Raw genomic sequence first — 22,788 nt, forward strand, 5'->3', positions numbered from 1 at the left:
AATGTTTTCAGAAAAAGGATTTTCATTAGTTGAAGTACTAGTATCCCTTACTATTCTATCGGTTTCTGTCATAGCTTTTTCCAATCTTTTTATACAAGCAGACGAAATTTCTTCTGGTAACAACCAGAAGCTAGTCGCTACAAATCTGGCTAGAATGACATTAGATCGAATACAGCAAAAACCTATTGATTATGGGATAAAAGTCCCTATTAAAGATGTCTATAGCAATGAGAAATGCTACGACCTCACAGCTGACGCATGCAATAATCTCTATACAACAATAATCAATAATGTTAAGTATTCCATAAATGTAACTACTTCCCCTGGAGATGCTAAAGAGGTAAGTGCAAATCTATTTCCTGTAATAGTAACCGTTTCTTATCAATTAAAAGAAAAATCGAAAGACACTTCTGTAGAAGGGTATGTATCCTATGATAAATAACCAAAAAGGCTTAACCCTTATTGAAATGCTAGTCACGATCGTATTGTTCTCCATAATCGGAACCGTGGCATATTCTTTCCTTATTAACGGGCTCAATACAGAGAAACGTGTACATACAGAAGCTTTGATACGAGACGAGGCGGACCTTATTATGTCACAAATAATCAATGACCTCTATACGGTTCCTTCATCTAAGATTAAGGATGTCTCAAATGAAACTCAGAATCTCCTTTCCTATGAAAAGGAAGGCGTTACAAAAACGGTGGGATTTATAGGAACAGATGCAAAGATGAATAATAATTCTCTTCACTCCAATTCCTATGATTTAACGGGTTCTAAAATTTCCATTGATGGAACCAGTATCAAAATTTTATTAAAAGTCAAAAGTACAAAAAACGAAAAAGCTAAGCCCCTTTCGCTCAATAGCCAATTTGGATTGTTAGGAGGAGGAAAATGAAGATTCTGCATAATGAAAGAGGAAATACATTACTAATTGTGTTATTGATGATTGTAATCTTTTCTGTAGCTGGACTTTCACTTCTATCCACAACCATGAACGGAGTCAAAAGAACCTCTGTCCGTGAGGCAGATATACAGGTAACAGAGCTCGCAGAAAAAGGCATCGATTTTTTAACAGCTTACCTAGAAACCGAAACAAAGCCCCTTGCTGGACTGCCAGTTGGAGATTTTGAAAATCGTATGGGTAATATAATTCAAACGTATTATGTTAATGGTGAAAATACAGTTCCTCAAACTGCCGGAAAGCTTATTGACGAGCCAAACAAGAAATTAAAGGTGAAAATCTATAGTCGTTCCTACCTGTCTCCAGGAACTGAAGACCTTACACAACAGATGACTCTGCACAGCGAGGCGACAGTTAAAGGAAAAACAAAGACCATTACATCCACCATTCACCTAGGTGCAAAGAAAGTACCTGATGCCTTAAAATACGCAGTTGGTGCCTATAATCCTTGTAAGGACGCAGCGAAATGCGAATCAAAAAAAGATGACGGCAATATGTTTCTTCATGGCGGAGTAGCCATTAAAGGCGACCTATATGTAGAGAGAAACCTCGTAACGAAAAGTACAGGAGTCGTGACTTATGCAAACAATGGATATAAGTGGATTCCCTCAGACCTTCCGAGCATTGAAGGAGAAGATGGCTCCAAGGCTCGATTAATAGTAGGAGAGAAATTATATAAATTAAATAACGATAAATTGTCATACAATCAAAATATTAATCAAAATACTTTTAACAGAAATGAATATGAAGAAATTATCCCTTCAAAGGTAAGCGATGCCTTTACTAAATACAATAAAGATGTTAACAAACAATATAGTCCTATTCTAGATCAAAGAGTGGCTAACTTCGCTCCTATTGAAATTGACGCACAAAGATCAAAGTATTATTTTGATTCAAGAACTGTTACAGACCTCACGAAATTAGTCGGAAATCTTGGTAGCACAAATGCATTTCTAACAGATGTTAAGGGAGTTAAAGATAGAATAGGCAATGAAATTATCGAAATTAAAAATGGTTTTTCATTGAACAGGTTAAGTTTCCTTTTAAAGAATAACCAACAATTACATTTACGAGGGAATAAACTTACCGATTCCATATACAACATAAAAAATGGAGCATACATTGGTGGGAATCTTACGATCGGTGAAACCCCTGAATACCCATACGATCCGAATAATTCCAATAATTATGAAAAGTTTCAGATTGAAGGTCCGTTGTTTGTAGACGGTAATTTAACAATAAAAGGCGCTAATGTTAAGTTTAATTCCACTATATTTGTAACAGGCTCCACTACAATCAACTATTCCAAAATACAAGGAATTGACAAGACTCAAGTACCAGAAAGCTCATTAGTCGTCTTTGGAAAAGATGCCATTCATATTTCGAATAACAACGTTTATAAAGATGAACCAAATATCATTCGAGGATTTTTTTATTCAGAAGAAATGATGGAGATTTACGGTGTAGGTTCACACCTTGAAATCCAAGGTGGTATTTTCGGAAGAAAAATTGTACTTAATGCTACTCGTGGAACAGTAAAAGAAAACTACGATTGGGATTGGAGCAGATTACAATGGGTCAGCAACGACATCTACCAATTAAATCAGCCTAATATCTCCCCAGCCCAATCTAGATTAAAGATAACGTATAATCCAGATTTAATAGAAAATCCTCCAGAAGGACTTCCTAAAGTAAAGGATTTAGCAGTAACGACGGTTGAACGCAAAATCAAATAAATAGATTTAAAAGCTTTTCCAATGGTGGAAAGGCTTTTCATATGGAAATAAGCAGGAATGTTTGCCAAGTCACAACTCCTAAGTAAATGAGAAAAGCAACCATGGTCAATTTTCTGATATGCTTATGAACAATGAACGTTCTACACCATACGATTAGGAAAGAAAAAATGAGTTTAATAGCTAAAAATAATACTGGATGGTACCCATAAGCTTTATTCATAAGAGGATTTAATTCACTAGCACCATTCTGTAATAACACATGAGTAATGCTTGCATCCATCATGTTAAGAACTGCCAGAACAAGACAAATTAAAAATTGCGGTTGTAGCCAGATCGATTGCTTCATTCTTTCACCTCCACAGTAGGAGTATACCCGGATAAGCACAGATAAAGACTAACTTTAATGAAATTTTCACTTACTCTGCTGTTTAAAAAAACAGGAATTTTTAAAAAAAAGATCTCAATTTAGAGATCTTCTCTGAAGTTTGTTTGGTTTATTTATTGATAAGTTCGTTGAAGAATAAACATTTGATAAAAAATTATAAAGTATTATTCAATACCTTAAGAACTAATTATATTCCAACTTAATGGTGTTCCTTTTTTTATGTAAGAATTTATTCTTTTACCCATAAGCAGGTCATAATATTTCGGTTCTAAACCATACCCAGGACGTATTATTTTTATATTTTGACGAGTTAAAATATCACCTGGTTTAATATCCTTAGATATATATATAGAACGACGGAATTTCATAGACTTCTTTTCAGCATTTGTAGGTCCATAACTTATCTTTCCTAATGCTTGCCATGCTTTTTCAGTTTCTGTTACCAATGCTCTCATTTCATGAGGTTCCATGGAAAAAGCTGAATCAACCCCACCGTCTTCTCTATTTAATGTAAAGTGTTTTTCAATAACTGTTGCCCCTAAAGCTACACTTGCAACTGCTACCCCAATCCCCATTGTATGGTCAGACAATCCTACGTGGCAATTAAATAATTCTTTCATGTGTGGAATTGTTGTAATATTTGTATTTTCTGGTGTGGCTGGATATGTACTTGTACACTTTAACAACACTAAATTTTCACAACCAGCTGCCCTAGCTGTCCTTACTGTTTCATCTAACTCAGCAATGGAGGCCATTCCAGTAGAAATAATCATAGGTTTACCAGTTGAAGCTATTTTTTTTATCAATGGAATATCGTTATTTTCAAATGATGCAACCTTATATAGAGGTACATTCAACTCCTCTAGAAAATCAACTGCTGTTTCATCAAAAGGTGTACTGAATGCAATCATTCCAAGCTCACGAGCTCGGTCAAATATAGGTTTATGCCATTCCCACGGAGTATATGCTTCCTCATAAAGTTTATAAAGTGACCTCCCTTTCCATAAACTATTAGAATCATTTATAAAAAAATCATCGGAGTCATTATCTAACGTCATAGTATCAGCTGTATAGGTTTGAATTTTTAAGGCATGTGCTCCAGCATTAGCTGCAGCTTCTACTATTTCAAGGGCTCTTTCTAATGATTGATTGTGATTTCCTGACATTTCAGCAATGATAAAAGGCGCAAATCCTAGTCCTATTTTTCTTCCATTTATATCAATTAAATTCACTATTTACTCTCCTTTATTTAAGGCTCTTCCAATCAAATTATTAACAGGTGTGTTCCAACCTTCTGTTAATAAATTCAAATAATATTCTTTGTCTTTACTTCGATGATAACTCCCTTTTCCAACCTGCTGAATAGGGAGGATTTTATTTTCAATTATTAAGGTCCATGTTTCCTTAAATAACAACTCAATTTCATGACATAACGTTTCATAGCTTGATTTTAGTGTTTCTTTGGAATTAAATTCTATAGACTTTTGAGTTATTATGTCTCCTGTATCTAATCCTGTATCAATATAATGTAAAGTCACACCTTTAGTAGTATTCTTTAAAAAGCTCCATAGATTTGGATCTGCTCCTTTGTTCCAAGGCAAATAAGAAATATGAAGGTTAATTATTTTATTTTTATAACAAGAAACTATCTCCTCTTTAATAATATGTCTGTACCCATAACTAATTATAAAATCAGGGGAATATTCATTAACTTCAGTTAATGTTAGTTTGTTTTCCGTTTGTTCAACTACATTGCCTAATCCAATTAAAAAGTCGAATAAATTCTCACTTTGTTTACCTAGCAATAGTAATTTCATTAAGACCATTCCTAATTTTAAAAATTTCTTTAACTATCTTTATCGCTCCATTTCCATCAACAATCGTTTGAGCTTTTTGTGACATACTCAAAATATCAAAAGGAGAAACAATAATTCTTGATACAACTTCAGAAATCAAATCTACTGTTACATTTTTTGATTCACCTAAATACATGTCTATTCCTAATAATTGAGCATCCTCTATAAGTTTTATTTGGTTTTCTGCTACAGCTATTGTTATTCCGGGTAATCCTATACAATATCGTTCCCATGTAAAACTACCTCCAGCAGCAATAGCAAAATCAGATTTAGACATTAATTCAGCCATGTTATTAATTTGGCAATGAAAATTTCCATTTTTTAATTTTGAGCAAAGTTGCTTAATTTTTTCTTTTTTTGAGTTTGACTGACCAACAACAACATCAATTATTATGTTTGATAATTCCATATTTTTTAGTGCCTTTAAAACCTTTTCTGTTTCATTAGTAGGATCGCTCCCACCAAAAAAAATTAAAATTCTTTTTATTTTATTTTTATCTATAATTTGATTCTTTTTTTGATGAAGTGAAAATTCTTGTCTTAAAAGTGCGAATTCGGGACCTAAAAATTTTTTACAGTAGTTTGGTAATTTATTAGTATACCTTGTATTAATATCCTGATACAAATTTTGATCTAATAAAAAATCAGCCATATGACTTCTATCAGCTAAATCGTCTATGACCATAATGCTTGGAACCACTTCTTTTACTTTCTTTTCCCAACGAGAATCAATAGCGTAATGATCTACCACTAATAAATCTACTTTTTCATTTTGAATACATTTAATTGTTTCCATGGCATCTTCTTCGAAAGTTACACCTAACCAACTGGAATGCAACACAGATTTATCATTACATATCTTGTTACTTATATTTAATCTATGAACTTTAAATCCCTGTTCCTCAATAATATTACATATATTACCTTTATGAGTTCTAGATATAAATACTACCTTAGCTCCGAATAATTTAAATTGATGAGCTAAAGTAAGACATCTCATGATATGCCCAGTGCCAATAATATTAGAAGAATCTACTCTAAAAACAATATTCATACATTTCATCCTTATTTCACGAGTGAATTACTTAAGTTATTAATTTTTTTTGCTCTATATGGCTATTTAGTTTTACCCAATCACTTTTAGTTTGAAGTAACTCGATTACCTCATTCAATAAGAATAAATTATTATTTGGGTATAAACTTTCTATTATTTTTGTTATTAATTCTAAATCTTCTTTTGTGTCAACAGTTAATCTATATTTACTATTATTAATGGGGGACTCAACTGATCCTAATTTAAAAATACTTGGATTCTGATAAATAAATGGTGTAACATGCTCTCTAAAATGAATCTCTTTCGAATCAATATAAGCTTTCTTTAAGGCATCGAAAGAAAATACTTCAGTATCCATTCCTCTTGGATATGTCCGTTTTAAAGTATTAGATACATAATCATAATTGTTATTTAAGTAATAATTTATAACATTATCAACAATAGAAGGATCTATAATTGGACAATCTGAGGTTAACCTAATAATTGTATTAGCCTTAAATAATTTTGCTGTTTCGTAATACCTCTTTAACACATCTTCTTCAGGACCCTGATAATAAGGAATAGATAAACAATTGCATAAATCTACTATACTTTTATCTTCCTCTTTAAGTGTAGTTGCTATAACTATTTCATCTACTAATTGAGTATGGGAAAGGCGTTCGATTTGGCACTCTAATAATGATATCCCTAACACTTTTTTGAGTATTTTTCCTGGTAATCTTGTGGAACCCATTCTAGCTTGGATAATTGCAACTTTTTTATTCAAGAGATCACCTAATTCTTTGAATAGAATATTAATATTTTATTTACAGCTTCTATAACATCCTCAATATCTTTCTGATTCATAGCCGGGTACAAAGGTAAAGTTATTATTTCTTCATATAACTTTTCGGCATTAGGACAAATACCTTTCTGATATCCAATATCACTATAATATGGAAGCAAGTGGACTGGAATATAATGAACATTCACCCCAATATTTTCAGAGATTAATGCTTCGTATATTTCTTTTCGATCAGCATTAAGTTTGTCTAGTTTCAAACGTATTACATACAAATGCCAACTAGAATTGCTATCTGTTATGAGATGGGGTGGGTCAATAAATTTATGTTGCTCAAAAGCCTTATTATAAAGATCAACATATTTTGTTCTGATTTCAACAAACTTATCATTCTTTTTAAGTTGGCTTATTCCAAGTGCAGCTTGGAAGTCCGTCATTCTGTAGTTAAAGCCTAGAAACTGCATTTCATAGTACCAAGGACCTTCATTTTTATTAATAAGTTGACCTTGGTTTCTAGTGATACCATGTGAACGAAATTGTAAAAGCTTATCATAATAATTCTTACTATTCGTAGTAATGATTCCGCCTTCACCAGTTGTTATATGTTTAACAGGGTGGAAGCTAAACATCGTCATGTCTGCTATGGAACCGATTTTTCTACCCCTATAGGTAGCTCCAAGTGCATGTGCAGCATCTTCAATCACTACTAGATTGTGTTTCTTGGCTATATTTAAAATAGTATCAAGTTCTACTGGTTGTCCTGTAAAATCAACGGGAATGATAGCTTTTGTTTTCTCAGTAATAAGTTTTTCAATATTTTCAGGATTGATATTGTAAGTTTTGTTATCAATATCAGCAAAGACTGGGGTACCGCCCATATACAAAACACAGTTTGCACTAGCTGCAAAGGTCATAGGTGTTGTTATGACCTCATCACCTTCTTCAATACCAGCTGCAAAGCAAGCTCCATGTAGTGCTGCAGTCCCATTTGAAAAAGCAACTGCATACTTTGCACCTACATAATTAGCTACTGCATGTTCGAATTTATTAATAGTAGGACCAGTTGTTAGAAAGTCCCCCTTTAAGACATCAACAACTGCTTGTATATCTTCTTCATCAATCCACTGTCGGCCATAAGCAAGGTATGAATCGCGAATGGGTTGTTCTGCCCTGTACTTAGTTTTTACATTGTCCATATCAACTATTTATCCCTTAACCCATTCTTTTTCTTCTTTTTCTTCAATTAACTCTACCAATTGATCGACAGATAACCAATCCTCATTTAATTCACTGCTATAGCGGAAACCATCTGGAAGTGTCTTACCATCAGTTGAATATTCTTCTTTCCACCATGGAAACTCAGGTTGGATAACATAATAGCTATCAAATTCTAGTGTTCGCCTTGCATCGTCTTCTGTAATCATCGCCTCATGAAGTTTCTCTCCAGGACGAATCCCAATTTCTTCAATATCACAACCAGGTGCTACTGCTTCAGCAAGATCAATAACTTTCATACTTGGAATCTTAGGAACAAAGATTTCCCCACCATTCATTCTCTCTAAGTTATCTAATACAAACTGAACACCTTGATCTAACGTGATCCAGAAGCGCGTCATTCTTAAATCTGTTATGGGTAAACGTCCTGTGTGTGCAATTTTTTTGAAGAAAGGAACTACACTTCCACGACTACCTACAACATTCCCATAACGTACTACTGAAAATCTTGTATCTTTATCACCCGCATAGGAGTTAGCAGCAACAAATAACTTATCAGATGCTAGTTTAGTAGCTCCATATAAATTTACTGGACTTGCTGCTTTATCAGTACTAAGGGCAATCACTTTTTGTACACCACGGTCAATGGCAGCTTCTATAATATTCTGAGCCCCATGAATGTTCGTTTTTACTGCTTCGAATGGATTATATTCACAAGCACCCACATGTTTTAATGCTGCAGCATGAATTACAATATCTACTCCATCAAATGCACGGTATAAACGATCTTTATCACGTACATCTCCAATAAAAAAACGCATTCTAGAATCCGTGAATTCTTGAGCCATTTCGTATTGTTTCAGTTCATCCCGGCTAAAAACAATTACTTTTTTAACATTTAATTGCAAGATTTTTTTTATGAATTTTTTTCCAAATGATCCGGTACCACCGGTGATTAGTATAGTTTTATTGGATAAGAACATTGATTTTAATCTCCTTAATTATTAAGAATCACTTTATATATCGGTATATATGAAAAATTATTAATATAATTGTAGACAAAAAAAGACTCCTTTATAGAGTCTTTTTGAAATTTTTATGCTAAAGATGGTGAACAACCTCCATCATTTCCATTAACCTGTTTAAGTATTTTATTTTGAATCAGAAACTCACTCAACGGGCGATGTACCCAACCTTTTATATGTGCACCGCCTTCTGTGCAATTCCAAAACTGAATATCCTGATATTGTTCAACATAGCTTTCAAACCATTTTAAATAAATGTATAAGTTTCGAGATGTAATGATTTTCTCTTTAACATAATAATCATTAACTTCTATGGAATTAATGTTATGATTAAACCTTTTATATAAATGAGTACCTATTGCATGAGTCATATTATTTGTAAATGCTAAATCTTGTCCAACTAAGGCTATTTTATTTGAACCCAGTTTTACTAATAAATCAAGTAAACATGTAGCTACTGATCCACCTGTTTCAATTAATGGCACTTTATTTTGTCTTGCAATAAGTTCAGCATTAGGAAAACCCCTTTGCCATACAATAAACCTTGGGCCATTATATATTTTTACAGCAGTATGATTTGCTGTACATAAATAAAATAATGGTACATCTAAATTTTTCATGCCCTGAAACTGATCCATTATTAAATCTTTGGGATCAGATATCATAATTAAATTCGGAATAATATCTGCCTTTATCAATGGTATAAGTGCAGTTCCTACACAAACAATTTTTGCACCCCTCATTGAAGCCTTCTTTAATAAAGGTAATTGTTTTGTTAAGGATGGCCCCGCTGAAACCAATATAGTCGGGCTATTATTGTAAATCCCTAGACAACTACTAATGTCTTTATCTTTTAAATCATTATTCTTATTAAAATTCTGAGTTAATGCAGCTTTTTGTTCTCGAATTGTTCGTTTTTTTATTAAGTATGATTCCAAGCTCAATCTAATAATATTTGATTCAATTAATTCCAAAGATGGTTTATATATAAGTAGATTATCAATGGAACCAATAAGGTGTTTAGAAAGTTGGTTCAATAGCGCAGAAGTATCACTTGCATAATTTAAAAAAACATTTTTATTTTCAATTAGATTAGTAAATTTATTTCTTTCTATGCCCCATTTTATAAACGAATAATTAAACTCAAAAACTTGAATAAAGCAATTTGGATACTTTTTGGCTAACAATGAAATATGGTACCCTAGTCCAATTCCTATTACAATAATCTCATTTATAGTCTCTTTTAAAGAAATTTTATCAACCCATGTCTCGGCCTCTTTAATGGGATCATATTTACTATGCATATAATACGTTTTGCTATCTTTCTTAATCTTTACTGTAGGAAGTGTTCTCGTTTTTGCAATATACCATTCCATTTACTATTCGCCTTTATATTGATAAATTTCGTTAGTCCAACCCTCAAGCATTGGATAAAGTTCATATTCAAACATATCTGCTATAAGTACTAGGTCATTGTTTTCAAGGCCTTCTTTTGTTTCAAGCAGATGTTGATTAATCTCTTTTGTATCTATATTAATTATATAGCCCAACGATTTAATACCATTAATAGCTTGTGTTAACCATTCTACTGCTGCAATGAATTGGTTAATATGGTACATTGCTTGACTTTCATTATCACTTCTAATCTGTTCAGTAATTATTAGACAAGAATGAGAAACTTTGGGCAGAAATTCTTCTATACTCTGGATTGTTTCGTGAATGAGTTTTTCATTTGACATATTTATACCTCATTTTTATAAATTTATTTCAACCCTTTTTATTAAGTCAGTTAGCCAATTAAGCCCTTGTTGGGTTGCTGTTTTAATACCTTCATATAGCATATATGATTGATGATAAATTCTTTTATTACTATCCTCACATGATTCATCTTCGCTTTCTAAGTAACTATGGTGAATTTTAAATAAAGTGGGTTTTAAAATATAATGTATAAATTCATTTTCTAGTAACACTTTTAATTCCTTATCATACTCATCTATTTTTTTATTGAATTTACTATTAAATTGAAAATTATTTTTCTTAACTTTATTTAAAATAGACAGGGATTTTTCAGTAAGTAACAACACATCTTTATACTGATTCAATAACTTTTGTATTTCATTATAAAATTCCTTCCACTTTTCAGAATTAGGAATTTCCTTTGGTGGAAGTAGTTTATTTACTTCTTCTCTAACATTCTTTTTACAAAACTGTTCAATAAAATTAATAAAGGATATTTGTTCAAAACCCTGTATCTTCACTCCACCTTCAGTGGCATTATATATATTTTGATTACATCCTTTTTCCTTAAATATATTTATTTGATGTTCGAAGCCTTTTTTCATTCCATGAAAAACATAATCTGTAAGAACATCATCTCCATAATATCCCTCAGTAATAAACATTTTTCTTTGTTTTTTCTGGGCTTCATCAATAATTGAGAACCCAACATTCCCTATTGCATGAGTTTGGTTATTGGAATATGCTAAGTCTTGTCCAATTATACAAATTGGTCCACTTGTTATTTGAAGGGCTATATCTAAAGAAAAATTAGCGACAGAGTGTCCAGTTTGCACTAAGGTTATATTTTTAGATAATAATTTATTAGTCCATATATTTGTTTTTGTATGATCACTAATATTAAAGATGATATGTTCCCCTTTGTGCTGCAAGGGTATTCCTTTATGAACAATTAAAGGATAGGCTAAAGGGATATGGTCGATGTCAATGTCCTTGAAATGATTAAAATTTGGTTCTCCTCCATCAACTGTTACAATCAAATCAGGGATAATATTCTCGTTTAGTAATGTATTAATAGTAGAACCAGCGCATATAACATAAGCGTGGTCTTTCATTTTTTTTAATAAAGGCAGTTGTTTGGTTAAGGATGGTCCTCCTGATGTTATTATTACTGGACAGTCCAACTTACCTTTTACAACTTCGAGATTATATGCCAAAAAAGCTGGATAAAGGTTAGATATAAAATTATCCTGCCATCGCTCGGAAAAAATATGACGAGTATTATTATTTATAACTTCCATCATCAAGTGTTCCTTAGCTTTTTCTAAAAAGCATTTGTAATAGTCCGGATACAATTTTGTGTAATTCGGAGATGAAATAATGGTGAATCTTCCAAAAAAACTTTGAAAATTAGAATTCAATAATATTTCAAGTTTTGAGGCATCTAAACCTACACAAATTTTAACTTTATTATTATTAATGAAACTTTGATTTTCTTTTCTTTCAATTGCTTTATTAAACAATTCAATATTAGGTTCAATAATTAGTAGTTGATCTGTATCACTCATCTTTTTTTCTAATGCATGAGCTATATATCCCAGTCCAAATCCAAATAAAATATGTAAATAGTTCTTTTTATAGTGTGAACTGCTTATTTTCTCTGCTTCTTCAATAGGGTTGTACCTACTATGTAAGTATAGATTATTTACTTTTAAGCTATCAATATTATTCCGTTTACTTTTCACTATAGAAATATCATATTTTTCAAATACGTCATTGCTGTTGTTCATAAATTACACCCTTTTAAAAAAGGCAACCAATTGTGTTGGTTGCCTTTATTGATATTGAACTAATATTTGTGAATTAACGCAGTAATTGTAAAACGCCTTGAGGCTGTTGATTTGCTTGAGCAAGCATTGCTTGAGCAGCTTGAGAAAGAATAGAATTCTTAGTCTGTGCCATCATTTCTTTAGCCATATCTACATCACGGATACGAGATTCAGCAGCTGTAAGATTCTCAGCACCAGTATCTAAGTTGTTAATAGTATGTTCTAAACGGTTCTGAACAGCTCCCAACTTAGAGCGATTTTCTGAAATTGTAGTAATTGCATTATTAATATCAGTAATAGCCGCATTAGCATTCGTTCTAGTATCAACAGTAATAGCAGCAAGTGATAATCCTAGAGCTGTAGCAGTCATTGTCGACATAGTAAGTGCAATAATTTGACCAGAATTAGCTCCTACTTGGAATTCGTAAGTGCCACCTGTACTAATTAATTTTTGTGTATTAAACTCTGTTTCATTAGCAATTCGTGTAACTTCGTTTTTCAACTGCTTTAACTCATCACCAATAGCAACACGGTCAGCTGTAACGTTAGTATCATTTGATGCTTGAACAGCCAACTCTCTCATGCGTTGAAGAATAGAATGTGTTTCATTCAGAGCACCTTCTGCAGTTTGAATGAAAGAAATTCCATCTTGCGCATTACGCGAAGCTTGTTCTAATCCACGAATTTGCCCTCTCATCTTTTCAGAGATTGAAAGACCGGCTGCATCATCACCTGCACGGTTAATACGAAGACCAGATGATAATTTTTCCATAGATTTCATTTGTCCGTTATTTGCTGCACCTAATTGACGGTACGTGTTAAGTGCTGCGATATTGTGATTAATTCTCATTTTTAAATTTCCTCCTTGAATGTTTTCCGCCCACTTCCTTGTGGTTGGATAAATTAGTAGAATTTAAGCACTTTTACGGCCGTTAAAAGTAACTCTTATTCCTACATAATTTATATCGGAGAATTCAAATTAATCTTTAACAGATTTCGTAATTTTTTTTTGTAGTTTTATTTGACGTATAGTATCTAAAGTAGTCAATGATGCTCGACTATTTTCTTCTTGTATGGAAATATATATTTCTTTTCTATGGATATCAATATTTTTGGGTGCATTTATACCCAATTTGACCTGATCTCCATCAATACCTAATATTGTTATTTCAATATCATGTCCGATTTTAATAGCTTCTTGTAACTTCCGGGCCAAAACTAACATCTTTAACCCTCCTGTCCAATAATTGCTTCTGTTAAAAAATGCTTAGTTCTATACCTACTATCGGTTAACACAACTTGTTTACATTTATTGTTTTTAGTATTGATAATAATTGGTGCCTGTAAATTTGCAGTAGATTTTACATATGGATCACTTACAGTAATTATTACTTGAACATAAACGTCGTTCTCTTCTTTAACTCCCAATAATTTTTGTTCTTGAGAACCTAATTCAAAATCATAATTATGAAAGAAAACAAATGGATTAGTTGTAATAAACGCTAGATTTTTCTGGTTTATGGATTGCAGCATAAACAACTCAGTATCTTCTATAGGTAATAGAATAAATTGTTTCTCTTCTTCAAAACCGGGCAATCCATTATCAAAATGCAATATATCTGATTCATTAATCTCTAATATTTCATCAAATTTCGTCTGAAGTTTCATTTCCTCAATCCTTTACTGTTTGTCCATCCAATTCTAATCCAATGACTTCAATTTTTAATGATGGCCATTGTATCATTTCACCACTAACTATTCCTGGTGTGTAATCGTGACGTGGCTTATTTACTTTCACATCAATTTCAGGCTTGTTCGTTTTCCAGTTAATCCGCACATCGGCTGCTTGATAGTTTACTTTCACACTAAATGGTGATGGTACAAAACCAATGTTAAATTCATACACTGGACTTTCACTATTTATTTTCGCATGTTCCACTACTGGATTTCCACCATTTTCTATTCTCATCAGGTCATCGCCTTCCTGAGCTCTTCTAGCCATACCAGACAACCAATCTTGGTAACCGTGTTGGGCAAACTCTTCTATTCTTTTAGAAATATGTTTTAAATCCATATCCTCCCATGCTTGAGTCTGGTCTATTGTTAGTTTTCCGGGAGTTCTGTGTATAGTTAATTCAGCTTTTGGTTGTTTAATAGTCATCTCTGCAGGAGGCTGTTCTATCTCTTGAATTGATCTTTGAGAGGTTAGACCTATTTGTCCAATTACAGATTCCATTCTAAGTTGAGGAAAGTTCATAAAAGTCCCCTCCAAATAAGTTTCATATTTGCAAGAAAAGAGCTATCACAAGGATAGCTCTCCAATTTTAACGTAAAAAGTCCATTAACGTTGGCTGCATAATGCGAGAACCAACACCAAGCGCTGCCCGATGAATGGTTTCTTGCATCTTTAAATCTGTTATAACACGTTCGATATCCGCATCTTCATTATCTGAAAGGATGCGATTTGCAATAACTTCTTGTTCACTTACACGAGTGTCAATTAATTCAACACGATTGTAACGAGCACCTAATTCTGCACGTTCTGCTACAAGGTTATCGATATTAGTGTCTAATTTACCAAGAAAATCACCTACTGGCATTGTGTTGTTTCCATTAAGCGCATCTTCTAGATCTTTTATATCGTTAAATAGTTGATCATTAAACACTTTTGTTGGATCAATGTTTACAGGAACTTCTATACCACTAGACATTTCAATTTTCACAGGGTTACTGTTTGTAGACACTGTGATTATGCCAGCTGTATTTGAAACAGGAGGGTTTGTTGTATCGTTACCATTAAAAATAAATTTCCCTGCCACTTTGGTATTAGCAATTGAAACCAAATGTTCCTTTAATTGACCGATTTCTTTTCCAATCATACTTCTTTGTGATTCTTCCAGAGTTCCATTACTCGCTTGAACAGTCAACTCTCTGATTCTTTGCAAGACACTCGTAGCTTTATCAAAAGCAGCATCCGAATTCTCCATCCAGTTATATGCTTCCGATAAGTTTCGTTTATATTGTTCTACCTCTGTTAAGTCCGTTCGATACGCCATGCCTTTCATGGCGACAACGGGATCGTCTGATGGTCGGCTAATCTTCTTTCCTGTTGAAAGTTGTTCTTGTGTTTTGGCCATTCTTTCATAGCTTTGGCTAATGTGACGCAGCATGTTATTTGATAACATAGATTGTGTTACGCGCATTACTTAAACCTACCTTCCTCCGACACCCATACCGTTAATAATTTTATCTAGCATTTCGTCTACTACTGTAATATTTCTTGCTGCTGCATTGTATGCATGTTGGTACTGAATCATATTTGTCATTTCTTCATCTAGTGAAACACCACTTATCGACTGTCTTCTCTTATCAACAGAGTCGAGTAAGACAATAGAATTTGTACTCATTCCTTCTGCTTTTTGAGCATCGACTGCCATCGATCCTATATATCCCTCAAATACACTCTGGAAATTAACATCGTCCCTTACATCAGCAAGATTTAATGCATTTGAGCCATCGCCATTTTTCCCGCCAGATGATGCAGCTGCTATTTTTTTTACATCCGATAATATTACTTTCATGTTTTTCGCAGCGCCAATTGGTGTACCAGGGTCAAAAAAATTTCCTGAGGCTGCTCCGTCTAAACCTACTCCAGAGCTATGCTTCGCATTAAATGCTTGTATATATTTATGCGCTAAATCGTCTAAATTCTTTATCATGTTTGGATATGTTTCTTGATAAGCATCTCTTAACGCTTGAAGTTTACCTTGTGTTTTTTCACTTCCACTTAAAAGATTATTTGTGCCAAATGTAAGTGCTGTTAGTTCATTAGTTGTTTTATCATATACACTATTAATTGCAGTAATTGTATTCGTGTCTGCATTAACTAATAATCCAAGTGATGCGCCTTTATCATCTAAAAGATGTATTTTATATTTTCCATCAGGGTTAAAATTGAGGTCAATTAAACTAGGATCAGCTGTTTGAACACGCTCAACTTTAATATTTATTAAACCTGAAAGCTGGTCTACTAAACTATCTCTCTTGTCGTATAAGTCATTTGGTAAATACCCATGTGGCTCAACTTCTGAAATCTGGATATTAATATCATTGATTTTATCAATGATTGAGTTAATTTCCTTAACTGTTACATCAGCCTGGAATCCCATGTCTTTTCTAATATTGTCTAAGGAAGTTGACATGTGGTTAAACGTATCAGAAAGTGCTATCCCTCGCTGAAGAACAACTGAACGAGCCCCTTCATCTTGAGGATGGACAGCTAAGTCTTGTAGTGATTGCCAAAAGCGATCCATTGTTTTTGATAAGCCTGTGTCGGAAGGTTCGTTTAGAATGTCTTCCATTTTTTTTAATGCATTACTTTTAGTTTCCCAATGCCCAAACTTATTGTTTTCTGTTCTGAACTGAGTATCCAAAAAACCTTCTCTAACACGTTGCACCGATCCTGCCGCTACACCTGTACCCATCTGCCCTGGAATCTGAGGACGGTTCATACTCGCAGCCGGATACGGTTCTGTCTGAACAAAGTTAACTCTTTGACGGCTATACCCAGGAGTATTTGCATTTGCTATATTATGACCTGTCGTTTGAAGAGCTGTTTGCTGTGTAAACATTCCTCGACGGGCTGTTTCTAATCCATGAAAGGTTGAGCGCATTGTAATTCCTCCGTAGGTTTAAGCTTTCGAATCAAAAAGCGATGCTGCGTTATTTTTATAAAGATTTTTTTTCGTCTGGTTATACGTCACATGTTCACTTTGAGGCTGCATCATACTAAGTGACATATTCACATATTGCAGTGACTGTTCAAGCAATCCTTGATTAAGCTGATTTCTATTCTTTAAAACATCATAGATATCAATCAGTCTGTTTTGTAGATTCAACAATCGTACTTTTTCCGGTTCTTCTACTTGTTCTAAAACATCACCTAACGTGACATTCGCGAACTTAACAAGTCTTTCTTTTTCTATCTGTTGTAGTTTCTTCACTTGAAGATCTTCTTCTTTTAACAGAACATCCAGTGACTTCATATCTCCTGATTTAAGCACTTCTGTTTTGCGTTCTCCGAGAGTTAGAAGATCTGTGTGGGATTGAAGCAAACGTTCAAGAAGTGATGTCATCTGTGCCGTTTCCATGAATCCTCCTTATACCTGCTTGTAATATTGAATAATGGAAGCTGCTGTTTTAGAAATATTGACTTTATATGTTCCGCTATCCACTTGTTGTTTGATCTCATTCACTTTATTCATCCGGTCTTGTTCAAATTTTGAGGAAGATAATAGTTTTTTTGCTTCATCAGAAATTTGAATCTCATCTTTTTTGTATGCAGCCTTAACATGATTATCCTTCATATGGGGCACCTGTTTTGTGTATGGGTTATTTTGAATAGAGTTAAAATGATTGATTCGCATTTTTAGTCACCTCATCTAGAGACTTTAATCTTATTTAATGTATCGGCAATATTATAAAAATCTTTAAGCGATGAAAAGAAATTAGGTTAATTGTCATCCGTATGGTAAGAAGGTAATGCTTCTTCTTGTTTTCTTCTTATTAAGTCCTCAATCGTGAGCTCCGATTTAATTCGCGCTTTACACTCTTCGCATAAACGACCATCATTAATCGGAGATTGACATCCATCACATGGATACGTGAAGTTCGGGTATCCTTTCACACGAATTCTTCCTTGGTGTATGAAATAGATGATTTTGCTTTCAGCTACCTTGGTTGCTTCACTTACTTCCACAATCGTCGCTTTACGATTTTCGCTTTTTCTAAGAAATCGGTATACGTGATCATAATCCTGTTCTTCTTCTCGAAAGCACCCATCACACTGTTCACGGATGTATTTCACAAAAAGTTTGCCGCACTGCGGACAGTTCATCAAATTGTCCATATCGCTTCCCGCTCCTTAACACTTCTATCTTCTGTATATATCGGATTTGAGCGAGCGAGTTTTAACAGGTCATTCGTTTTATTTATCGTGCGAGGGTAATAGAAGAAATTTTTCGGGCTCCAGCTTCAATTAAGACTTTTGCCGCATAACGTAGTGTGCTTCCTGTTGTGTAGATATCATCCACTAAAATGACTTTCTGACCTTTCACTTTTAAAGAGTCTACTACTTCAAACGGATTCTCTTTTTGAGATAACCGTTCTTCACGTGTTTTCTTACTTTGTTTCTCTTCATGTGTTTTTCTCTTTAATAGATGTTCTACTGGCTTTTGCATTCCTCTTGCCAAAAGTTCTGCTTGATTAAATCCTCTTTCATAATGTCGCTCCTCACTTAAAGGAATGGGAACAAGAAGTGCATCACGGGAAATCTTTTTAAACTCCGAACTCAACACTGGGTGATAGGCTTTAACAACTTCAGCATCTCCTCGATATTTGAGTTTAGCTATCATTTCTTTCATATAGTCGTTATAGACATATAGTGACCGATTTTGCTGTAGAATGCCGTTCCAACCCTCGTTTCCTTCCCACCGAATGCAGTCAAAGCAACAATCACCCTGTCGATATTGCTCGGGAAATACTGAAAAGTCACGACCGCATATTCTACAAATCTCACCTTTTATCCGCACTAATCTTCCTTCACAGTATTGGCACAAAAGTGGTGATTGCTTTAACCCAATCAGCCCTTCCCATGACCAAGCTTCAGAATATGGTTCATGGCAGTACAGGCAATAACTCAAAGTCTAGCCTCCTTGTTCATGTTCTTTATATGGTTGATTGCTTGTATCATACTGAGTGATTTACCGTAATGAAACAGGAGTACCTTACCGTTATAATCATCCTTACTTCTACCTGCTCGTCCTGCTATTTGAACGAGAGCACTTTCCGTGAAAACATCATGATCCGCACCAAAAACGGCTACGTCTATAAATGGAACGGTCACTCCGCGTTCTAAGATAGTTGTAGTCACAAGTAATTGAATTTCATCTTTTCTAAACTGAGTTACTTTTTCTTTTCGAAGTGAATCTTCTGCATGAACACTGTCAACGGGTACATCAACTTCCTTCCTTATCAGTTCTGTGAGCTTTTCTAAAACGGCTACTGAAGACACAAATATCATCGCTCGTCGTCCACTCTCGGCTTGAGCTTTCAACCATTTAAGAAATGGAGCTGGTAGTTTTCCTCTTTCTAACCTCTTCTTCCACTCTCCACCCCAAACCATATTTGGAACAGGTAATGGAAATCCATGAAATCGCTTTGGGATTTTCACACATGGTAATCTCTCGCTAATTGAGGCTTTTTTCATCGTTCTAGAAGGAGTCGCTGATAAATAAATAAGAAAGTGTGTCGATGTAACGGCACAGGATACCGCATGTTGAAGGGTTTTATCGTAGGAATAAGGAAAGGCGTCAACTTCATCGACGATCATGATGTTAAACGCTTGTCTAAATCGGTACAGCTGGTGAGTAGTTGAGATGACGAGTTGTGCTAGTGTTTCACGTTCTTCTGATCCACCATAATAACTCGCGACCATCGTGTTTGGAAAAACCGCTTTTAAACGAGGTGCTAGTTCTAATACAACATCCGTACGAGGAGTCGCTATACATACTCGAAGTCCTAAGTTCAATGCTTTTTCAATGCCCTTGAACAATACTTCAGTCTTCCCCGCCCCACACACCGCCCAAATCAAAAGTTCACCCTCACTTCCGATTCGCTCCACAAATTCTTCAGATGCTACTTGCTGTCCACTCGACAACTCACCATTCCAGCGCAGACTATTTCCACGCGACCAATTCACTTCAGGTCCACTCCACGAAACCAAAGGCGTACACTGGCTAACTCTTCCCATCATGATGCAATTCCGACAGTACGCACAGTTATCACTCTTGCATCGAAAACAAGAAAACACCGCAAACAAACTACTCTTCTCATTTCCGCATCGACTACATAGATAACCGTTAGAAGTCTTACTAATACCAGGTGAATAATTAACAAAACCATTTTCATAATGCTGTTGAATTTGCTCTACTGTAAAAGATAGTTCATCAAATAAAAGTGACTTACCAAAGAGGATTTGTTGAAGTTTCTCATCATATTGAAATGTTGGATTTAAAGGAGGTTGTTCTATCAAAAGAAGTTCACTAAAAGGGACAGCTTTCAAAGAGAAATCGTTTACTAGAGTTTCAGGGGTTAATGTTAAACGATTGTTTAAAAAAAGGGAGACAAACCTCATCGTGTTGTCTCCCCCTGTGTTAGAGATTTCATTTTCATCTCTCCAAATGATTATTCTTTTATCCACGTAATGCCGAGTGAGCCTTCACCTAAGTGAGTACCGATTACGGGTCCGAAGTAGCTAACCCATACGTCTGCGTTTACAAACTTTTCACGTAACTCGTCAGCAATTTCAACCGCTTCATCTTCACGTTTCGCATGAATGACACTGATTTTCACTTTGTCATTCGGCTTTACGTTTTCATCCATGATGTCAAAAATACGTTTTAAGGCTTTTTTCTTCGTACGTACTTTTTCAAACGGAACGATTTTTTTGTCTTCAAAGTGAAGAATCGGTTTGATCTGAAGCAGATTGCCTACGAAAAGTTGAGCTGTGTTCAAACGACCACCACGGTGAAGATGATTTAAATCATCAACCATGAAGTAAGCTGGTACTCCATTGTTCTTCATCTGCAGCAAATGATTCATAATGTCATAACCGTTAGAACCTTCACTCGCGAGCTCAGCAGCTTTCAACACGTAAAACGCTTGAGGTGAACAACTGATCTCTGAATCAAACACATGAAGCTTAATGCCATCCACCATCTCACCGGCAGCAACTGCACTTTGATACGTTCCGCTTATCCCACTCGATAGTGTGATCATCACAGCTTCATCATAGTTTTTAGATAGCTCTTCTAGAAGTTCCACAAGCTCACCGATTGCGGGCTGTGACGTTTTAGGCAGGGCTCCTTCTTTACCAACCATGTCATAAAAATCATCTGCTTTTATTTCAGCTTCTTCTTTGTATGTTTCTTTATCAAAAACCACGTTGAGCGAAATCATTACAATATTTTTTTCGTTGCGGATATGTTCGGGTATGTAGGAAGTACTGTCTGTAATGACGGCTACCTTGCTCATAATTTTAGTCCTCTCTTATGCCAAAAATCTTGTTTTTTTCTCCTCTAACAGTGTACACCATCAGAAAAAGTAATTCACTAAATTCAAATTTACTTATACTAAGTATTCTCTTTTTTCTACAACTATCCTTTATGTGCTTTTTGCCTGTTTTCTGCATAACGAGAAAGCACCGTACAATACGGAACGATTTTGCATAGATGATATTCTTAATTTCGGTTTGTGAGGGACATATTTTTCGAGATTTTCTTCTATTTTTTCAAGGTATGGAGAAAGCTCTCTTCCGACTCCACCTCCCAGAAGAATCACTTCTGGATTTAGAATAGCAGTCATGTTAATTAATGAAGAAGTAAGGTGTTCAACAGCTTGATCAACAACGTTAATCGCTGCTTTATTCCCTTTTTTCACTAAAGAAAATAATTCCTGAGCTGAAACGCTCTTACCTGTTTTCTTCTCATACTCATTAGCCATCCCGAATCCTCCAGCTTTTGAACTAAGAAAGCCATATCCTGATCGAGCTGGTTGGAACCCTTCACGTAGAACAGATTTATCCGTTATCATGTAACTCGCTTCTCCTGCTGAGAATTGATGACCTTCATATACTTCACCATTCAAGAGGAGACCTACACCTATACTCGTTCCAATCATCATATAAATAGCATGAGAAACGTGTTGTAACCCACCTACCTCAACTTCACCCAACAATCCGTTGTTCACATCATTTCCTATATAAACTGGAACCTGTAACAACCTCTGAAGCTTTTCTTTTAAAGGATAGTGATCCCACTTTAAGCTCGGAGCTTTCAGCACAAGTCCATTTTCAGCATCCACTATTCCTGGCACACCTATTCCTAATCCGTAGACCTCTTCAAACAAAATCCCTCTATCATCCAATTTTCTTCTTAATTCTTCTGCAAGTTGTTCTGCTACATCACCTTGCATCACTTCCATCGTATGTAACATACTTGTCGATAAAAGTTTTCCGCTCCTATCAAACAGTCCACACTCTATTGATGTACCTCCTATATCAACTGCTAATATGTACTTTTTCACCAAGTTCATTCACCTCCGAACCGTTTTCTACAGCTACGTTCATTATTAAGCACGCGAATTAT

26 protein-coding genes and 1 pseudogene are annotated in these 22,788 nt (G+C 34.6%); 4 read left to right on the forward strand and 23 right to left on the reverse strand.

The window, feature by feature from the left end; all coding sequences use genetic code 11:
* Nucleotide 1: 1 nt before the first annotated feature.
* From IHV12_RS03865 to IHV12_RS03875, 4 genes and pseudogenes are all read left to right on the forward strand, one after another.
* Nucleotides 2-442, forward strand: a complete 441-nt coding sequence (locus IHV12_RS03865; protein ID WP_197189872.1) for a prepilin-type N-terminal cleavage/methylation domain-containing protein — start codon at nt 2-4, stop codon at nt 440-442.
* Nucleotides 432-506 (forward strand): annotated as a pseudogene (locus tag IHV12_RS23025) (prepilin-type N-terminal cleavage/methylation domain-containing protein); the annotation flags it as partial. The gene IHV12_RS03865 and the pseudogene IHV12_RS23025, both read left to right, overlap by 11 nt.
* 87 nt (nt 507-593) lie before the next feature.
* The gene (locus IHV12_RS03870; RefSeq protein WP_231620627.1) at nt 594-899 is read left to right on the forward strand and encodes a hypothetical protein; all 306 of its coding nucleotides are present in this window, start codon (nt 594-596) and stop codon (nt 897-899) included.
* Complete coding sequence (locus IHV12_RS03875) at nt 896-2,701, forward strand: hypothetical protein (RefSeq protein ID WP_197189874.1); 1,806 nt, start codon at nt 896-898, stop codon at nt 2,699-2,701. The genes IHV12_RS03870 and IHV12_RS03875 overlap by 4 nt, the downstream gene beginning before the upstream one ends.
* A 37-nt stretch (nt 2,702-2,738) precedes the next feature.
* On the opposite strand, the gene IHV12_RS03880 is transcribed toward IHV12_RS03875, so the two are convergent.
* The 23 genes from IHV12_RS03880 to IHV12_RS03990 form a co-directional block, all read right to left on the reverse strand.
* Nucleotides 2,739-3,047, reverse strand: a complete 309-nt coding sequence (locus IHV12_RS03880; RefSeq protein ID WP_197189875.1) for a DUF5658 family protein — start codon at nt 3,045-3,047, stop codon at nt 2,739-2,741.
* A 215-nt stretch (nt 3,048-3,262) separates the two neighbouring features.
* Nucleotides 3,263-4,318, reverse strand: coding sequence for a pseudaminic acid synthase (pseI, locus tag IHV12_RS03885; RefSeq protein WP_197189876.1), 1,056 nt, complete (start codon nt 4,316-4,318; stop codon nt 3,263-3,265).
* 3 nt (nt 4,319-4,321) lie between these two features.
* Entirely contained in the window at nt 4,322-4,903 is a 582-nt protein-coding gene (locus IHV12_RS03890; protein WP_197189877.1) for a formyltransferase family protein, read from the reverse strand.
* Nucleotides 4,881-5,996, reverse strand: coding sequence for a UDP-2,4-diacetamido-2,4,6-trideoxy-beta-L-altropyranose hydrolase (pseG, locus tag IHV12_RS03895; RefSeq protein ID WP_197189878.1), 1,116 nt, complete (start codon nt 5,994-5,996; stop codon nt 4,881-4,883). The genes IHV12_RS03890 and pseG overlap by 23 nt, the downstream gene beginning before the upstream one ends.
* A gap of 31 nt (nt 5,997-6,027) precedes the next feature.
* The gene (locus tag IHV12_RS03900) at nt 6,028-6,762 is read right to left on the reverse strand and encodes a glycosyltransferase family protein (RefSeq protein WP_255552531.1); all 735 of its coding nucleotides are present in this window, start codon (nt 6,760-6,762) and stop codon (nt 6,028-6,030) included.
* An 8-nt stretch (nt 6,763-6,770) separates the two neighbouring features.
* A complete protein-coding gene (gene pseC / locus IHV12_RS03905) occupies nt 6,771-7,973 on the reverse strand; it encodes a UDP-4-amino-4,6-dideoxy-N-acetyl-beta-L-altrosamine transaminase (protein WP_197189879.1) in 1,203 nt (400 codons plus the stop codon).
* A gap of 9 nt (nt 7,974-7,982) precedes the next feature.
* A complete protein-coding gene (pseB, locus tag IHV12_RS03910) occupies nt 7,983-8,975 on the reverse strand; it encodes a UDP-N-acetylglucosamine 4,6-dehydratase (inverting) (RefSeq protein WP_197189880.1) in 993 nt (330 codons plus the stop codon).
* A gap of 113 nt (nt 8,976-9,088) precedes the next feature.
* Nucleotides 9,089-10,393, reverse strand: a complete 1,305-nt coding sequence (locus IHV12_RS03915) for a motility associated factor glycosyltransferase family protein (RefSeq protein WP_197189881.1) — start codon at nt 10,391-10,393, stop codon at nt 9,089-9,091.
* A gap of 3 nt (nt 10,394-10,396) precedes the next feature.
* Entirely contained in the window at nt 10,397-10,756 is a 360-nt protein-coding gene (locus IHV12_RS03920; protein ID WP_197189882.1) for a hypothetical protein, read from the reverse strand.
* A gap of 15 nt (nt 10,757-10,771) precedes the next feature.
* Nucleotides 10,772-12,544 (reverse strand): motility associated factor glycosyltransferase family protein, encoded by a 1,773-nt coding sequence (locus IHV12_RS03925; RefSeq protein ID WP_197189883.1) that lies wholly within the window; start codon nt 12,542-12,544, stop codon nt 10,772-10,774.
* A 73-nt stretch (nt 12,545-12,617) separates the two neighbouring features.
* Nucleotides 12,618-13,433, reverse strand: a complete 816-nt coding sequence (locus IHV12_RS03930; protein WP_197189884.1) for a flagellin — start codon at nt 13,431-13,433, stop codon at nt 12,618-12,620.
* A 129-nt stretch (nt 13,434-13,562) separates the two neighbouring features.
* Nucleotides 13,563-13,808, reverse strand: a complete 246-nt coding sequence (csrA, locus tag IHV12_RS03935) for a carbon storage regulator CsrA (protein ID WP_197189885.1) — start codon at nt 13,806-13,808, stop codon at nt 13,563-13,565.
* Nucleotides 13,809-13,810: 2 nt separating this feature from the next.
* Nucleotides 13,811-14,251, reverse strand: coding sequence for a flagellar assembly protein FliW (gene fliW / locus IHV12_RS03940; RefSeq protein WP_197189886.1), 441 nt, complete (start codon nt 14,249-14,251; stop codon nt 13,811-13,813).
* A gap of 4 nt (nt 14,252-14,255) precedes the next feature.
* A complete protein-coding gene (locus tag IHV12_RS03945) occupies nt 14,256-14,840 on the reverse strand; it encodes a DUF6470 family protein (RefSeq protein ID WP_197189887.1) in 585 nt (194 codons plus the stop codon).
* 67 nt (nt 14,841-14,907) lie between these two features.
* A complete protein-coding gene (gene flgL / locus IHV12_RS03950) occupies nt 14,908-15,786 on the reverse strand; it encodes a flagellar hook-associated protein FlgL (protein WP_197189888.1) in 879 nt (292 codons plus the stop codon).
* Between the two features lie 9 nt (nt 15,787-15,795).
* Nucleotides 15,796-17,256 (reverse strand): flagellar hook-associated protein FlgK, encoded by a 1,461-nt coding sequence (gene flgK, locus IHV12_RS03955; RefSeq protein WP_197189889.1) that lies wholly within the window; start codon nt 17,254-17,256, stop codon nt 15,796-15,798.
* Between the two features lie 18 nt (nt 17,257-17,274).
* Nucleotides 17,275-17,733: a flagellar protein FlgN gene (locus IHV12_RS03960; protein ID WP_197189890.1), complete on the reverse strand. Its 459-nt coding sequence runs from the start codon at nt 17,731-17,733 to the stop codon at nt 17,275-17,277.
* A gap of 9 nt (nt 17,734-17,742) precedes the next feature.
* On the reverse strand, nt 17,743-18,009 hold the full coding sequence (gene flgM, locus IHV12_RS03965; protein WP_197189891.1) for a flagellar biosynthesis anti-sigma factor FlgM: 267 nt from the start codon (nt 18,007-18,009) through the stop codon (nt 17,743-17,745).
* 86 nt (nt 18,010-18,095) lie between these two features.
* Nucleotides 18,096-18,491, reverse strand: coding sequence for a TIGR03826 family flagellar region protein (locus IHV12_RS03970; RefSeq protein WP_197189892.1), 396 nt, complete (start codon nt 18,489-18,491; stop codon nt 18,096-18,098).
* Between the two features lie 82 nt (nt 18,492-18,573).
* The gene (locus tag IHV12_RS03975) at nt 18,574-19,284 is read right to left on the reverse strand and encodes a ComF family protein (RefSeq protein WP_197189893.1); all 711 of its coding nucleotides are present in this window, start codon (nt 19,282-19,284) and stop codon (nt 18,574-18,576) included.
* A complete protein-coding gene (locus IHV12_RS03980) occupies nt 19,281-20,777 on the reverse strand; it encodes a DEAD/DEAH box helicase (RefSeq protein ID WP_197189894.1) in 1,497 nt (498 codons plus the stop codon). Before IHV12_RS03980 ends, IHV12_RS03975 begins: the two co-directional genes overlap by 4 nt.
* Nucleotides 20,778-20,827: 50 nt before the next feature.
* On the reverse strand, nt 20,828-21,676 hold the full coding sequence (locus IHV12_RS03985) for a DegV family protein (protein ID WP_197189895.1): 849 nt from the start codon (nt 21,674-21,676) through the stop codon (nt 20,828-20,830).
* A gap of 129 nt (nt 21,677-21,805) precedes the next feature.
* Entirely contained in the window at nt 21,806-22,735 is a 930-nt protein-coding gene (locus IHV12_RS03990; RefSeq protein ID WP_197189896.1) for an ROK family protein, read from the reverse strand.
* Nucleotides 22,736-22,788 lie beyond the last annotated feature (53 nt).

Source organism: Fictibacillus sp. 7GRE50 (genome assembly GCF_015903875.1).
Classification (GTDB): Bacteria; Bacillota; Bacilli; order Bacillales; family Fictibacillaceae; genus Fictibacillus; species Fictibacillus phosphorivorans.

Excerpts from the sequence above, each read along its gene's own strand:
- flgK (WP_197189889.1), bottom strand. The coding sequence starts at position 17,256 with ATGCGCTCAACCTTTCATGGATTAGAAACAGCCCGTCGAGGAATGTTT.
- flgL (WP_197189888.1), bottom strand. The coding sequence starts at position 15,786 with ATGCGCGTAACACAATCTATGTTATCAAATAACATGCTGCGTCACATT.
- IHV12_RS03970 (WP_197189892.1), bottom strand. The coding sequence starts at position 18,491 with ATGGACAATTTGATGAACTGTCCGCAGTGCGGCAAACTTTTTGTGAAA.
- IHV12_RS03960 (WP_197189890.1), bottom strand. The coding sequence starts at position 17,733 with ATGGAAACGGCACAGATGACATCACTTCTTGAACGTTTGCTTCAATCC.
- IHV12_RS03890 (WP_197189877.1), bottom strand. The coding sequence starts at position 4,903 with ATGAAATTACTATTGCTAGGTAAACAAAGTGAGAATTTATTCGACTTT.
- IHV12_RS03915 (WP_197189881.1), bottom strand. The coding sequence starts at position 10,393 with ATGGAATGGTATATTGCAAAAACGAGAACACTTCCTACAGTAAAGATT.
- fliW (WP_197189886.1), bottom strand. The coding sequence starts at position 14,251 with ATGAAACTTCAGACGAAATTTGATGAAATATTAGAGATTAATGAATCA.
- IHV12_RS03865 (WP_197189872.1), top strand. The coding sequence starts at position 2 with ATGTTTTCAGAAAAAGGATTTTCATTAGTTGAAGTACTAGTATCCCTT.
- IHV12_RS03925 (WP_197189883.1), bottom strand. The coding sequence starts at position 12,544 with ATGAACAACAGCAATGACGTATTTGAAAAATATGATATTTCTATAGTG.
- IHV12_RS03880 (WP_197189875.1), bottom strand. The coding sequence starts at position 3,047 with ATGAAGCAATCGATCTGGCTACAACCGCAATTTTTAATTTGTCTTGTT.
- IHV12_RS03945 (WP_197189887.1), bottom strand. The coding sequence starts at position 14,840 with ATGAACTTTCCTCAACTTAGAATGGAATCTGTAATTGGACAAATAGGT.
- pseB (WP_197189880.1), bottom strand. The coding sequence starts at position 8,975 with ATGTTCTTATCCAATAAAACTATACTAATCACCGGTGGTACCGGATCA.
- IHV12_RS03870 (WP_231620627.1), top strand. The coding sequence starts at position 594 with ATGTCACAAATAATCAATGACCTCTATACGGTTCCTTCATCTAAGATT.
- pseC (WP_197189879.1), bottom strand. The coding sequence starts at position 7,973 with ATGGACAATGTAAAAACTAAGTACAGGGCAGAACAACCCATTCGCGAT.
- IHV12_RS03875 (WP_197189874.1), top strand. The coding sequence starts at position 896 with ATGAAGATTCTGCATAATGAAAGAGGAAATACATTACTAATTGTGTTA.
- IHV12_RS03990 (WP_197189896.1), bottom strand. The coding sequence starts at position 22,735 with ATGAACTTGGTGAAAAAGTACATATTAGCAGTTGATATAGGAGGTACA.
- IHV12_RS03920 (WP_197189882.1), bottom strand. The coding sequence starts at position 10,756 with ATGTCAAATGAAAAACTCATTCACGAAACAATCCAGAGTATAGAAGAA.
- IHV12_RS03980 (WP_197189894.1), bottom strand. The coding sequence starts at position 20,777 with ATGAGGTTTGTCTCCCTTTTTTTAAACAATCGTTTAACATTAACCCCT.
- csrA (WP_197189885.1), bottom strand. The coding sequence starts at position 13,808 with ATGTTAGTTTTGGCCCGGAAGTTACAAGAAGCTATTAAAATCGGACAT.
- pseG (WP_197189878.1), bottom strand. The coding sequence starts at position 5,996 with ATGAATATTGTTTTTAGAGTAGATTCTTCTAATATTATTGGCACTGGG.
- flgM (WP_197189891.1), bottom strand. The coding sequence starts at position 18,009 with ATGCGAATCAATCATTTTAACTCTATTCAAAATAACCCATACACAAAA.
- IHV12_RS03930 (WP_197189884.1), bottom strand. The coding sequence starts at position 13,433 with ATGAGAATTAATCACAATATCGCAGCACTTAACACGTACCGTCAATTA.
- IHV12_RS03985 (WP_197189895.1), bottom strand. The coding sequence starts at position 21,676 with ATGAGCAAGGTAGCCGTCATTACAGACAGTACTTCCTACATACCCGAA.